The following is a 12,963-nucleotide window of genomic DNA, read 5'->3' as shown; positions in this document are numbered from 1 at the left end:
ACGCCGCTCAGACGTTGAATCGCACGTGGAGAATGTCCCCGTCGGCGACGACGTAGTTGCGGCCTTCCATGCGGTGCTTGCCGGCCTGGCGGGCGGCGTTCATACCGCCAAGGCCCACGAGGTCGTCGTAGCTGACGACTTCGGCCCGGATGAAGCCTCGCGCCAGGTCGGTGTGGATCGTGCCCGCCGCTTCGAGCGCCGTCGCGCCGATCGGGATCGTCCAGGCGCGCACCTCATCCTCGCCCACCGTGAAGAACGAGTGCAGCCCGAGGAGCCGGTAGCACGTCGCCAGGATCCGTGCGGCGCTCGTCTCGCCCACGCCGTACTCAGCCATGAACAGGGCCCGATCGTCGGGCTCGAGCTGGGCGATCTCCATCTCGATCCGGCCACGGATGCCGACGACCGCGCTCTTGCGGTGGTCATACGCCGGCAGTGCCGCGCCGGTGCCCGGCGGGGTGTCGCCGGTGTTCACGACGATGACGACCGGCTTGAGGGTCAACAGCTGGAAGCCGCGGATCGGCAACAGCGTCGCCTCGTCGAGGTCGAGATCGCGCGCCGGGATCGCGTCCGACAAGCCGGCGTGCACGGTCTCCAACACGGCCTGTTCCGCCTCGTGCGCCTCGCGCTCGACGGGTCGGATCGGTCGGCGGAGCGTGTCGCGGATCTTCTCGAGCCGCTTCTCGACGATGACGAGGTCGCTCAGCAGCAGCTCGTTGTCCAGCATGGCGATGTCCCGCGCCGGGTCGACGCTGCCCTCGAGGTGCGGCACATCCGGATCGTCGAACGCCCGCACGACGTGCAGCAGGGCATCGTTCAGCGCAACGGCATTCAACAGCTCGCCGCCGAGGCCCCCCTCGCCCATGCCCTTCTGCAACCCGCCGATGTCGGCAAACGCGACGCGCGCCCGCGTCACCTTGCGCGGGTTGAACATCGCCGCGAGCACATCGACCCGCGGGTCGGGGACGTCGACGATGGCGCGCTGGATCGTGAAGCGCGTCCCGCCGCCGGCGGCATCGGGCACGGCGCCGGTCAGGGCGCCGAACAACGTCGTCTTCGAGCTCATCGGCAAGCCGATCACACCGAACTGCATCACCTCAGCCATGGCGGGACTCTCCGGTGCGGCGCGTCGAGCGGGCGGCCGGCGGGTGGATCACTCCGCGGCACGTCGACGCCTTCGCTCGTGGGAGGGCGATGGTACGGTGCGCGCCCGGCGACGCCAACTTTGGGCGTGTCGGCGCCAACGTGGGTGTACCGGTCTTTGGTATACTGCCGCCCGATCAGCGGAACGGGGCGAACGACGGATCGTGGCGCGCGAGCGGCACAGACGCTGGGGGCGGATCGTGGGGACGGAATCAGCCGACGCGAACGGCATGGCGGGCAACGGGATCGATCCGTCAACGGATGACCCGCTGCTCGCGTGGCGCAGCCGCTTCCCGATCCTCGGCACGTCGAACTACATGATCAGCAACTCGCTCGGCGCCGTGCCGGCAGCGGCCCGCGATGCGCTGGGCGAGTACTTCGAGCTGTGGGCGACCCGCGGCGTGCAGGCGTGGCAGGAAGCATGGTGGACGCTCAGTGCGGACACAGGCAATGCCGTCGCGCCGCTGATCGGCGCCGCGGCCGGCGACGTCGTGTTCCAGCCGTGCGTCACGCTGGCCCATGCGATCGTCCTGTCCGCCCTCGACCTTCGGCGCCGCCCGCGGATCGTCACGGACGCGATGCACTTCCCGTCCATCCTCTATCTCCTAGATGGCCTGCGGGCGGACGGCGTGGAGATCGTCACCGTGGACAGCGACGACGGCGTGACCGTCGATGCCGAGCGGATCGCCGCCGCGGTGGACGACCGAACGGCGGCCGTCTGCCTGTCGCACGTCCTCTTTCGCAGCGCATACATCCATGACCTCGCCCCGGTAACCGCCAGGGCGCGGGCATGCGGTGCGCTCACGGTCATCGACGGGTATCAGGCCGTTGGCGTGATTCCGGTGGACGTCATGGCGCTGGACGTCGACGTGTACATCGGCGGGGTGCTGAAGTGGCTGTGCGGCGGGCCGGGCGGCGCGTTCCTCTGGGTGCGGCCGGAGCTGCAAGCCGCGCTGAGCCCGCGCATCACCGGCTGGATGGCGCACCGTCAGCCGTTCGACTTCGCGCCGACGCTCGACCGGCGCGATGACGTCTGGCGCTTCCTGACCGGCACCCCGAACATACCGGCGCTGTATGCCGCCCGGCCGGGGCTCGAGATCATCGGCGCGATCGGCAGCGGCCCGATCCGCGCGAAGTCGATGCGCCAGACCGCCCGACTGCTCGACCTTGCCGATGCCGCCACCCTCCGGTGCACGACCCCACGCGACCCGTCGCGCCGCGGCGGCACCGTCGCGTTCGACGTGCCGGAAGGCTACGCCGTCTCGCAGGCGCTGAAGGCGCGCGGCATCCTGTGCGATTTCCGACCCCAGGCGGGCATCCGCTTGTCGCCGCACTTCTACACCCGGGACGACGAGCTCGATGCGGCGGTCCAAGCGATCGTCGACATCCAAGCCACGGCGGAGTGGCGACCGTTCGCCCGATCGCGCGACACCGTCACGTGAACGCTTGGCGGCCTGTGAACGCGGCGGGGCTTGTGACCGCCGTCGCGCGTCCGTGCGATCCGCGCAGGCGGCGATCCCCGCATCGCGGAACCCGATGAGCGACTGGATCGACATCAGCCTGCCGTTGGGACCCGACAGCACGGCCTGGGCGGGCATCGCGCCGCCCAGGCTGATCCGTCTGGCCGACATCGACGGCGGCGACAGCGTGAACGTCGGCGTCTTGACCGCCTGCCTCCATACGGCCACGCACGCCGACGCGCCGAGCCACGTGCGGGCGGACGGGGCGACGATCGAGGACGTCCCGCTCGACGCGTACCTGGGTGCGGCGCGCCTCATCCGACTCCGTCCCGCCGCGGCGATCGACTTGGCGGGACTCCTCGCGGCCGGATTGGATCCCGACGGGCCATGGCCCGAGCGGCTGCTCGTGGCCACCGGCCATGCCTACGACGGCGTCCACTGGCCGGCAAGCGTGCCCCACGTCGCGGCCGACGCGGCCGCCGCCTGCATCGCGCACGGCGTTCGGCTGCTCGGCGTCGACGTCCCGTCCGTCGATCCGCTGGACAGCCGCGCGCTGACGGCCCACCACGCCCTGTTCGGCGCCGGCATCGCCATCCTCGAGAACCTGCAGCTGGCCGAACTCGCGCCCGGCGCGTACTGGCTGGCCGCGGTGCCGCTGGCGATCGTCGGCGGCGACGCATCGCCGGTGCGGGCCGTCGTCCGACGGCTGGCGGACGGGCCCTGAGGTCAACGCTCAGCCGATCGCGACCTCAAGGCCGGCGCGCGCGGCGGCACCACCGAGCCCGCTCGTCCAAAGGGCCGGGAACGCCCGTCGGAAGAGCGCGATCACGAGGAAGTCCACACCGGACGTGCCCCCCGTGCCGGGCACGCGACCGATCTGCGCGGCGGCGGTGGCGACGTGCGCCACGTGGAATCCGAAGAGCATGGCCTCGAGCCCGGCGAACCGGGACAGCGCGCCGCGATCGGTGGCCGGCAGCGCCGCGAAGGCCGCGTCGGCCGCCGTGGTCGGCGGGGGCGGCGGCACGTCGGCGGAAGGCGGCGTGGGCGCGTCGGGCGGCCAGACGTCGATCCGGACGCCGGCGGCGGCGAGCAGCGCGGACGACGATCCGTCGACCCAACCGCCGCGGTACGCCATCGCCAGCAGGTCGGGCAGGGAAGCCGCGTGACCGGGGTGCAAGCGCGGCAGCGCTTGCCCGCCAAAGCGCGCCGCGAAGCGATCGGCCATACTGCGGCCGGCGTCGCGCTCGGCGCGGCGGCGATTGAGGTCGTTCCGCACCGCGGTCTCGTGATAGCCGGCCAGGTGGGTCGTCCAATGGTCGAGGCCATGGTCCGCGTAGCCGAGCTGCATCGCCACGGCGCGAAACGTGGGCGACTGGAGTCCGCTCGGACCCTCGCGGAGAACACGCCCGGTCGCCGGATCGTACTCCGAGGCGTAGTACGGCCGAAAGCCGTGAGTGAACGCGTCCACCGGCATCCGCTCGGGATCCTGGAAGGCGGCCATCAGGGCGTTGACGGCGCGGAAACCTTCGGCCAGGGTCGGATAAGCCGACGCGAAGGCCGCATCGAACGCGGCGTCCGAGTCGCCGTCGAGCACGGCGTCGAGCACCGGGATGAGCGCGTCGAGGCGCTCCTCGACGGCGCGATGCATCCGGATGAAACGCGCTTCCGAGGCGAGCGGCGTGAACGTGCGGAGGGGCGAAGGGGGCAGCGGGTTGTGGCGGATGTAGAGCGGATAGTTCAGGATCGGCTGGATGCCGAGCGTGGCCGCCACCGCTGCACAGGCCCCATCGAGCGCCCGTGCGGCGCGCGCATCCGGCAGCGCACCGTGGCGGCGGGCGAACGCCTCGACGAGCAGGACGTCGAGCGCGAGCTCGCGCCGGCGCTCGATCGGGCGATCGGCGGCGGTCGCGGCGTCGGGGGCGGGCACGGCAAGGATGTCGGCGGCCAGTCGGGCCAGCATGGCGTCCGCCCCGCGCGCTGCCGCATCGTGACGCGCGGGCAATGAGAGGCTGAGGGCAGCCCATGCGGCCTCTGCGTCGTCCGGCGAAGCGTGCGCAATCACGGCGGCGATGGTATCACATCGGTTGCCACGTCAGGCGGGTGCATAGCCGCATGACTACACGAACTCGACGCAAGCTCGACGTCGGGCCGGGCACGAGCTGGCGGAGGGACGCATGTTGGGTGGAGCGGCGATGGTGCGGCGCGGCGGCGAATCGGCGAGGCGGCGCGGGCGGCGTGCAACCGTGTGGGCCGCGTGTGCGGCCACCGTCGGCGGGCTGGTCGTCGCCGGGACCGCGTGCGCGCCGGCGACGCCGGTCCGGGCGCAGGGGGATGACGCCGGGCTGCCGCGCCACCCTGCATGGCCGATCGACCCGAGCGACCCGCCGCCGGGCATGCACGAGCCGATCGGCGTCGCGGTCGACGGGGAAGGTCGGACATTCGTGGCCGACGCGGGCAACGCGCGCGTGCTGGCGTTCGAGGACGACGGACGGCTGGCGACGACGTGGGGACGGCACGGCGAGGGCAACGGCCGGTTCGGTCAGCTGAGGGACATCGCCTGGTCGACGAACGGGCTGTGGGTCGTCGACGACGGTCTGGAGAAGCTCGAGCGGTTCGAACGGGACGGGCGGTTCCAGATGGCGGTCCTTTGCGCCGACATCGGCGTCCTCGCCCCGGCGGGGATCGGGGCCGGTGTCGACGGGTCGGTGTGGGTGGCCGACGGACTCGGCGACCGCGTCGTCGAAGTGACGCGCAGCGGCGCGGTGCGTCGGCGCTGGGGGCGGAGCGGCGACGCGGCCGGCACGCTGTCCGGCCCGGTCGACGTGGCGCTGGCCGCGGACGGCAGCATCGTCGTGCTCGAGGCGTACCGGTGGCAGCGGTTCACGGCGGACGGCGTGTGGCTGCAGAGCCGCGGCACGTCGGGGCGTCAGATCGGCCAGTTCCAGCACGCATGGTCCGTGGCGATCGAGCCGGGCGGTGGCTGGGTGATCAGCGATCGGACGCTCCACCGGCTCACGCGTGTGGATGCGCGCGGTGTGGCGCAGGACTTCGTCGGCGGTCCGGGCGACGATCTCGGGCGCTTGCTCGACCCGCGCGGTGTGGCAGTGGACGGAGCGGGGGCGGTCGTCGTCGCCGACCTCGGCAACGGGCGCGTGCAGCGGCTGGTCGACGGCCAGCCGGGCGAAGTCATCGGGCACAACGCATTCGATGGGCCGCACTTCGGCTATCCGCTCGGCGTGGCGGCCGACGGCGCCGACATCCTCGTGGCGGACACCGGCCGATCAAGGGTCGTGCGCCTCGACGGCGCAGGCCACTGGCTGGGCGTGCTGGCCGCCGGCGGGCGGCTGCCCGGCCTGCTCAGCGCGCCCGACGGCATTGCCCGCGCGGACGACGGCAGCGTGTTCGTGGCCGACACGCTGCGCCGGCGGCTGCTCCACTTCGCCGCCGATGGGCGCTACCTGAGCGGGATCGACATCTGGGGGCCAAGCGCGCGGCCCGTCCGCGTCGGCCTGCTGCCGTTGGCGGACGGACTGCTCCTGGCGGACAAGAAGGCGCACGCCCTGATCCGGTACGATGCCGCGGGCGACGCCGCGGCGTCGTGGCCGACGGACAACGCGGCGGGCCTCCTCGGCCATCCGTCCGGCATGGCACGGCTGGCCGACGGGCGGCTGGCGATCGCCGACTGGTTCCAGAGCGTCGTCCACGTGCTCCGCGCGGATGGGACATACGGCGCTCGCTGGCCCGTCTCCGACGCACCGGAGGCGGCACGGCTGTCCGACCCGACGGATGTGGCGGCGTGGCCGGATGGCTCGCTGCTCGTGGCCGATGCCGGTCGCCGACGGCTGGCGGCGTTCGCGGCCGACGGAACGTTTCGGGCGGCGTTCGGGCGCACCGGCGCCGGGTGGGACGGCTTCGGGCCAAGCGGGCCGAGCGCCGTGGCGGTCGTCGGCGACACGCTCGTGGCCGTCGACCGCGACCGCCACCGGCTGCTCGTGTTCCGCGAGTCGCCGACGACGGGCTGGCGGGTGAGCGACTTTCCGGACGGTTGGCTCGGCGGCGCGCCGGCCCGCGTGCGCACGTTGTCCGACACCCTTGCGCTGACGCTGACGCTGCCGTCGGCGCCGCTGCGGGGCGACGACGGTTCGGCGAGCACCCGGGCCGAGGGTCGCCTGGCGCTTCCGACGGCGACGGCGGTGCGCATGGTCGTGCGCGTGCCGGGTGGTGTCCGCCTGTGGCATGATGGGTCGGTCGTCATCGACGACTGGCTGGGCGAAGCGGCCGAGCGCTCGGTCGTGCGCTCCGCGGTGGGCGGCACGGCGACGATCGAGTGGGAGGTGCGGTGGCCCCCCACGTCGTCGGGCGAGACGGTCGAGGCGGCAGTCCTCGAGATCCGTCCGATCGATCTGCCGTATGCGGTCTACCTTCCGACCGCGCTTCAGCCGTAGCTCAACCACTGGAATCGCACCGCCGCGCCCGGGGCAGCCGGGCGCGCGGCGAACCGATCGCGAGCCATGCGAGGTGGACCGTGGCGCAAGACAGTCCTCAGGGCGCAACCTTCGGATTCGGCCCGGCTGAAGGCGACCTCGACTTCGACTTCAGCGTGGCGGACAACGGTGTCGCCACGCTCCGGCTCGACCGGCCGACGGTGTTGAACGCGATCACGCTGCGGATCTATGCGCAGCTGCGCGACCTGTTCGCCGCGCTGCGCTTCGACGAGCGCGTGAAGGCCGTGGTCCTGACCGGCAGCGGCGACGCGTTCTGCTCCGGCGGCGACGTGAATGAGATCATCGGCGCGCTGCTCGACGCCGACGTGAAGACGCACCTCGAGTTCTGCCGGATGACCGGCGATACCGTGCGGAACATGTGCCTGCTGGACAAGCCGATCGTCGCCGCCGTGAACGGCATGGCCGCCGGCGCCGGCGCCGTGCTGGCGCTGGCGTCCGACCTGCGCGTCGTCTCGTCGACGGCGCGATTCGCCTTCCTGTTCAGCAAGGTCGGGTTGACCGGCGCGGACATGGGGGCGGCGTTCCTCCTGCCGCGGATCGTCGGCACCGGCCGCGCGGCCGAACTGCTCCTCTTCGGCGACACGATCGACGCCGCGACCGCCGAGCGGTACGGCCTCGCCAACCGCATCGTCGCCCCCGACGACGTGCTGCCGACGGCCACCGCGTGGGCCGAGCGCCTCGCCGCCGGCCCGACGATGGCGCTCGGCATGACGAAGCGGATGCTCCTCAACGAGGCGAACATGGACATCGTGAGCGCGCTTGAAGCCGAGGCACAGGCGCAGGCACTGCTCATGATGGCCGATGACCACCGTGCGTTCTACGAAGCGTTCAAGGCGAAGCATCGCCCGACCTTCGCCGGGCGCTAGTACCGCACCACTGTAGAATCTGGGGGTTCCCCACTCTGGTGGCCACCACGAGCGTGTTCAGTGGTGGGGTACTAGTCCCGCTGGACCCCCACCCCTGCGGGGTTATACTGCCTGGCCGGATCCCGCCGCCCCAGGAAGTCGCCCGTGCCGCCAAGCGAACCCTTCGAGCGCATCAACCCTTCCGAGCTGGCACCGCCGATCGGCTTCAGCCACGGCGTGGCGACGCGCGGCGGTCGAATCGTCTGGCTGGCCGGACAGAACGGGACGGACGCGGAAGGTCGGATCGCGGCGGTCGGCGACATCGTCGCGCAGGTCGATCGCGCGCTGGCGAACATCGTGGCGGTCGTCGTGGCGGCCGGCGGCTCGGCCTCCGACATCGTCAAGCTCCACTTCTATGTATGCGATCTGGCAGCGTACCGCGCCGCACGCGCCGCGCTCGGCGATGTCTGGCGCCGGCACTTCGGACGGCAGTATCCGGCGATGATGCTCCTTGGCGTGACCGGTTTCTTCGACGACGAGGCCCTCGTCGAGATCGACGGTTTCGCCGTCATCGTCGATGCCGCGCCCGGCGCGACGGCACCATGAACTTCTCCCCCACCGCCGAACAGCGCCGCTGGCGCGACACCGCGGCGGCCTTCGCCCGCGACCGCGTCGCGCCGATCGCACGGCAGGCGGACCGCGACGCGCGCTTTCCGATCGAGCTCGTCGGCGAGCTTGGGCGGCTTGGCCTGCTGGCCGGGCCGGTCGACCCGTCACTCGGCGGCTCGGCGATGGACTATGTGGCGTTCGCACTCGTGTACGAGGAGCTGGGTTATGTCGACTCGTCGCTGCGCGGCTTCCTGGCGGTGCACGGCGGTCTCGTCACGCTCTGTCTGCGGGACCACGGCAGCGTCGAGCAGCAGCGCCGATGGATCCCGCTGCTCGCGCGGGGCGAGGTGATCGGGTGCTATTGCCTGACCGAGGACGAGGCTGGGTCGGATGCCGGCGCGCTGCAGGCGACGGCACGGCGAACGGGTGACGGGTACGTGTTGAACGGCCGCAAGATCTGGATCACGAACGGCCGGATCGCGGACGTCGGCATCGTCTTCGCGCGCGATCCCGAGCTGCCGGCGGCCAAACCGCATCACCAGATCTGCGCCTTCGTCGTCCCGATGGACACGCCCGGGATTCGGCGCAGCGCGCTGCCGTGGCGCGAGCTCGGCCACCGATCGGCCGACCACGCGATCGTCGAGTTCGAAGGCTGCCGCGTGCCGGAGTCGGCGCTCCTCGGCGAGCCGGGCCGCGGCTTCCGGGTGGCGATGGGCGCGCTGGACCACGGCCGGCTCGGCGTCGCCGCCGGCGCGGTGGGCGCCGGCCGGGCATGCCTCGACGCGTGCGTCGACTTCGCGCGCCGGCGGCGCGCGTTCGGGCAGCGGATCGGCGACTTCGGGATGATCCAAAGCGTGCTGGCCGACATGCACGCCGACATCTCGGCCGCGGCGCTGCTCGTCTACCGGGCCGCCGCGCTCAAGGACGAGGGCGCGCCCTCGACACGGGCCACGGCCACCGCCAAGCTCTTCGCCACCGAGGCCGCGCTGCGCGCCGCCGACCAGGCGGTCCTCGTGCACGGGGGCCGCGGCTATGGGGATGACTACGCCGTCGAGCGACACTGGCGCGACGTCAAGGGCCTGCAGATCTACGAGGGCACGAGCCACATCCAGCGGCTGATCATCGCCCGCGATCTGCTCGGCACGGACGCCGGCGCGCCGGCCGCTCGGCCACCCACGACTGCGGAGGCCCGATGAACGCGCTGCGCGCCGACGACCTGCCCCTCGAGTACAACGCCGTCGACATCCTGGAGCGCAACCTCTCGCTTCGGGCGGCGAAGACCGCGCTCCACAGCGACACGCGCAACCTGACGTTCGGCGAGGTGTCCGCCGAGGTGAACCAGGTGACGAACGGCCTGCGGTCGCTTGGCGTGCGCTTCGGTGAGACGGTCGCGATCCTGTGCCTCGACACGCCAGAGTTCGTGTGCGCCTTCTTCGGGACGATCAAGGCCGGTGCCGTCGCCGCCAGCTTCAACACCCTGCTCAAACCCGCGGACTACCGCTACGCCCTCGACGACTGCCGGGCGCGCGTGCTGTTCGTCGACGCGCGGCTGCTCGGGTCGATCGCGCCCATCCGGGCCACGGCGCGCTGGCTGGAGCACGTGATCGTCGTGGGCGGGGATGGCGCGGGCGTCGGAGAAGGCGCTGGAGAAGGCGCTGGAGAGGTTGACGGGGTCCGCTACGGCGCGTTCGTCGCCGGTCAGCCGACCGCGGCGGACGCCACTCCGACGCACCGCGACGACTTCTGCTGCCTGAACTACTCCAGCGGCACGACGGGCGAGGCCAAAGGCATCCTGCACGCCCACAAGGACCTGCCGCTGACGGCCCACAACTGGGGGCTGCTGACGCTCGGGCTGCGCGAGGACGACCGGACGTTCGCCGCGGCCAAGTTGTTCTTCACGTTCGGCACGGGCGGCAACCTCGTGTTCCCGTGGTACGTCGGCGCGAGCGTGACGCTGTTCGCCGGCCCGCCGCGGGATCCGCATGCGCTGCTCGGCGTCATCGCGCGCCATCGCCCGACGGTCTTCTACAACGCGCCGACCGGCTACGGCATGCTCCTCAGCCTCGAGGACCTCACGACGGCGAACGACCTGTCCAGCCTCCGGCTGTGCGTCTCGGCAGGCGAGGCGCTGCCGGCACCGATCTGGCACGCCTGGAAAGCGCGCACCGGCCTCGGCATCGTCGACGGAATCGGCTCGACGGAGAACTATCACATCTTCGTCTCGAACCGGCCCGACGACATCCGGCCCGGCTCGAGCGGCACGCCGGTGCCGGGCTACGACGTGCGGATCGTCGACGAGGGCGGCGACGGTGTCCCGGACGGGGAGATCGGCAACCTGCTCGTGCGTGGCGAGACGGCGGCACTGTTCTATCTGCACCAAAGCGCGAAGAGCCGGACGACGTTCTTGGGCGAGTGGCTCTTCACCGGCGACAAGTACCGCCGTGACGGCGACGGCTACTACTGGCACGAGGGTCGCAGCGACGACATGCTGAAGGTCGGCGGGATCTGGGTCTCGCCGGTCGAGGTCGAAAGCGCGCTGCTGTCGCATGACGCCGTGCTCGAGGTCGCGGTCGTCGGTGTCCCGGACGCGAACGACCTCGTGAAGCCGAAGGCTTACGTCGTCGTGCACGCGCACGCGGTGGCGGGCGACGACCTCGCGGCGGCCCTGATCGCCTACTGCCGCGACGTGATCGCCGAGTACAAGCGCCCGCGCTGGATCGTGTTCGTCGACGATCTGCCGAAGACGGCGACGGGCAAGATCCAGCGGTTCCGGCTGCGGGATCGCGAGCCGGACATCGATGCCTGATGACGCCTGATCCCGGCGGTGTGCAACGACGCACGCCGTTCAGCCGTACAAGCCGGCGCGCGCGACGATCGCGCGCCGACAACCGACCCGACTGGAGTTCGCCCCTATGAGCCGCACGACCAAGATCCTCCTCATCATCGGCGCCGTCTGCGCGATCGGCTGCTGCGGGGCATTTGCCCTCTTCAGCTACGCCGGGATGCGGATCGCCCGCAACGTCGACCTTGACCCGGCGGACGCCAAGCTGACGGCCGCCGAGATCGCCGACTACACGTTGCCCGAGGGATACACCGAGCAGATGGGCATGGACATGCTCGGGATGAAGATGGCCCTGTTCGGCGCGGGCGACCTGAAGTCGAACCAGGGCGAGACGATGACGATCGCCCTCATCGAGCTGCCGGTCCAGGGAGAGAGCGCCGATGCGGCGTCCGAGGCGATCAAGAACAGCGCCAGCCAGCAGATGGGCGGCCGGATCAACGACGCGAAGACGCTCGAGGAGCGGAAGGTCACGATCCGGGGTGAGGAGACGACGCTGACGATCACCGAGGGCACGCGCTCCGGCGGCGTCGCCGTTCGCCAGGCCACCGCCGTCTTCACGTCCAAGAGCGATCGACCGGCGATGTTCATGGCCATGGGCCCGGCGGACGCATGGGACGATGAGGCGTTGGATGCGTTCATCGCCTCGCTGAAGTAGCCGTCAGCGCCGAACGATCGCGTCCGCCATCCGCGCCACCCGCACCATCGCCGCCACATCGTGCACCCGCACGATGTCGGCGCCGCGGGCCACGGCGACGGCAACCGCGGCGGCCGTGCCCTCAAGGCGGTCGCCCGGCGGCAGCCCGAGCGCTGCGCCGACGAAGCTCTTGCGCGACGGCCCGACGAGGATCGGCCAGCCGAGCGAGCGAAGCTCGTCGACCCGGTCGAGGAGCTCGAGGTTTTGGGCCGGCGTCTTGCCGAAGCCGAGGCCGGGATCCAGGATGATGTGCTCGGGCGGAATGCCGGCACCGCGCGCCGCCTCCGCGAGCCCGAGCAGGGCGTTGCGCACGTCGGCAACGACGTCGTCGTACCGGACGTCGGCGTAGTGGCCGCCGACCGGCCCGCCCGTCGCGGCCGTGGCGAGGCGGTTGTGCATCAGGACGACGGGCACCCGGGCGCGGGCAACGACGTCCGCCATGCGGGGATCGGCGCTCATCGCCCAGACATCGTTGACGAGGTCGGCGCCGGCGTCGAGCGCCGCTTCCGCCACCGCCGCCTTCGAGGTGTCGATCGAGATCGGCACCTCGAGCGCGCGGCGGATTGCCGCGATCACCGGCCGCACGCGCGCGATCTCCTCAGCCTCGTCGACGGCGTCGCTGCCCGGCCGGGTGCTCTCGCCGCCGACGTCGAGGATGTCGGCGCCGGCTTCGACCATCGCCGTTGCCTGGTCAACCGCGGCCGCGATCGGATCGTGCCGCGCGAGCAGGCCGTCGCCCGAGAAGGAATCGGGCGTCACGTTCACGACGCCCATGACGAACGTGCGCTCACCCCAGCGCCACGCTCGGCCGCGCACGACGGTCGGCGGTGGTTGCCGCATGGCGGAGACGCCGGTCGCGTTCGGGGGC

General features: G+C 71.9%; 11 protein-coding genes. 8 read left to right on the top strand and 3 right to left on the bottom strand.

What is annotated here, in order from left to right; all coding sequences use genetic code 11:
• Window positions 1-7: 7 nt before the first annotated feature.
• Window positions 8-1,090: a redox-regulated ATPase YchF gene (ychF, locus tag IPG72_06940; GenBank protein MBK6768733.1), complete on the bottom strand. Its 1,083-nt coding sequence runs from the start codon at window positions 1,088-1,090 to the stop codon at window positions 8-10.
• Between the two features lie 280 nt (window positions 1,091-1,370).
• Between ychF and IPG72_06935 the strand changes: the two genes are divergently transcribed.
• A complete protein-coding gene (locus IPG72_06935) occupies window positions 1,371-2,582 on the top strand; it encodes an aminotransferase class V-fold PLP-dependent enzyme (protein ID MBK6768732.1) in 1,212 nt (403 codons plus the stop codon).
• A 94-nt stretch (window positions 2,583-2,676) separates the two neighbouring features.
• On the top strand, window positions 2,677-3,324 hold the full coding sequence (locus IPG72_06930; GenBank protein ID MBK6768731.1) for a cyclase family protein: 648 nt from the start codon (window positions 2,677-2,679) through the stop codon (window positions 3,322-3,324).
• A 9-nt stretch (window positions 3,325-3,333) separates the two neighbouring features.
• Here IPG72_06930 and IPG72_06925 read toward each other — a convergent pair whose 3' ends face one another.
• Window positions 3,334-4,560 (bottom strand): hypothetical protein, encoded by a 1,227-nt coding sequence (locus IPG72_06925; protein MBK6768730.1) that lies wholly within the window; start codon window positions 4,558-4,560, stop codon window positions 3,334-3,336.
• Window positions 4,561-4,774: 214 nt separating this feature from the next.
• On the opposite strand from IPG72_06925, the gene IPG72_06920 reads away from it, so the two are divergent.
• From IPG72_06920 to IPG72_06895, 6 genes are all read left to right on the top strand, one after another.
• The gene (locus tag IPG72_06920) at window positions 4,775-7,045 is read left to right on the top strand and encodes a hypothetical protein (protein ID MBK6768729.1); all 2,271 of its coding nucleotides are present in this window, start codon (window positions 4,775-4,777) and stop codon (window positions 7,043-7,045) included.
• An 80-nt stretch (window positions 7,046-7,125) separates the two neighbouring features.
• Window positions 7,126-7,971 (top strand): enoyl-CoA hydratase family protein, encoded by an 846-nt coding sequence (locus IPG72_06915; protein ID MBK6768728.1) that lies wholly within the window; start codon window positions 7,126-7,128, stop codon window positions 7,969-7,971.
• Between the two features lie 144 nt (window positions 7,972-8,115).
• On the top strand, window positions 8,116-8,556 hold the full coding sequence (locus tag IPG72_06910) for a RidA family protein (GenBank protein ID MBK6768727.1): 441 nt from the start codon (window positions 8,116-8,118) through the stop codon (window positions 8,554-8,556).
• On the top strand, window positions 8,553-9,755 hold the full coding sequence (locus tag IPG72_06905) for an acyl-CoA dehydrogenase family protein (GenBank protein MBK6768726.1): 1,203 nt from the start codon (window positions 8,553-8,555) through the stop codon (window positions 9,753-9,755). The genes IPG72_06910 and IPG72_06905 overlap by 4 nt, the downstream gene beginning before the upstream one ends.
• Window positions 9,752-11,365, top strand: coding sequence for a benzoate-CoA ligase family protein (locus IPG72_06900; GenBank protein MBK6768725.1), 1,614 nt, complete (start codon window positions 9,752-9,754; stop codon window positions 11,363-11,365). Before IPG72_06905 ends, IPG72_06900 begins: the two co-directional genes overlap by 4 nt.
• A 106-nt stretch (window positions 11,366-11,471) precedes the next feature.
• The gene (locus tag IPG72_06895; protein ID MBK6768724.1) at window positions 11,472-12,056 is read left to right on the top strand and encodes a hypothetical protein; all 585 of its coding nucleotides are present in this window, start codon (window positions 11,472-11,474) and stop codon (window positions 12,054-12,056) included.
• Window positions 12,057-12,059: 3 nt separating this feature from the next.
• Here IPG72_06895 and folP read toward each other — a convergent pair whose 3' ends face one another.
• On the bottom strand, window positions 12,060-12,935 hold the full coding sequence (gene folP / locus IPG72_06890; protein ID MBK6768723.1) for a dihydropteroate synthase: 876 nt from the start codon (window positions 12,933-12,935) through the stop codon (window positions 12,060-12,062).
• Window positions 12,936-12,963: the final 28 nt, after the last annotated feature.

This window comes from Candidatus Avedoeria danica (genome assembly GCA_016703025.1).
Lineage (GTDB): Bacteria > Chloroflexota > Anaerolineae > Epilineales > Epilineaceae > Avedoeria > Avedoeria danica.
Note: the sequence above shows the minus strand (reverse complement) of the source record. Positions and strands in the feature narration are given on the sequence as shown.

What these genes read in the sequence shown, in the direction of transcription:
- ychF (MBK6768733.1), bottom strand. Translation starts at nt 1,090, where the DNA reads ATGCAGTTCGGTGTGATCGGCTTGCCGATGAGCTCGAAGACGACGTTG.
- IPG72_06935 (MBK6768732.1), top strand. Translation starts at nt 1,371, where the DNA reads ATGGCGGGCAACGGGATCGATCCGTCAACGGATGACCCGCTGCTCGCG.
- IPG72_06930 (MBK6768731.1), top strand. Translation starts at nt 2,677, where the DNA reads ATGAGCGACTGGATCGACATCAGCCTGCCGTTGGGACCCGACAGCACG.
- IPG72_06925 (MBK6768730.1), bottom strand. Translation starts at nt 4,560, where the DNA reads ATGCTGGCCCGACTGGCCGCCGACATCCTTGCCGTGCCCGCCCCCGAC.
- IPG72_06920 (MBK6768729.1), top strand. Translation starts at nt 4,775, where the DNA reads ATGTTGGGTGGAGCGGCGATGGTGCGGCGCGGCGGCGAATCGGCGAGG.
- IPG72_06905 (MBK6768726.1), top strand. Translation starts at nt 8,553, where the DNA reads ATGAACTTCTCCCCCACCGCCGAACAGCGCCGCTGGCGCGACACCGCG.
- IPG72_06900 (MBK6768725.1), top strand. Translation starts at nt 9,752, where the DNA reads ATGAACGCGCTGCGCGCCGACGACCTGCCCCTCGAGTACAACGCCGTC.
- IPG72_06895 (MBK6768724.1), top strand. Translation starts at nt 11,472, where the DNA reads ATGAGCCGCACGACCAAGATCCTCCTCATCATCGGCGCCGTCTGCGCG.
- folP (MBK6768723.1), bottom strand. Translation starts at nt 12,935, where the DNA reads ATGCGGCAACCACCGCCGACCGTCGTGCGCGGCCGAGCGTGGCGCTGG.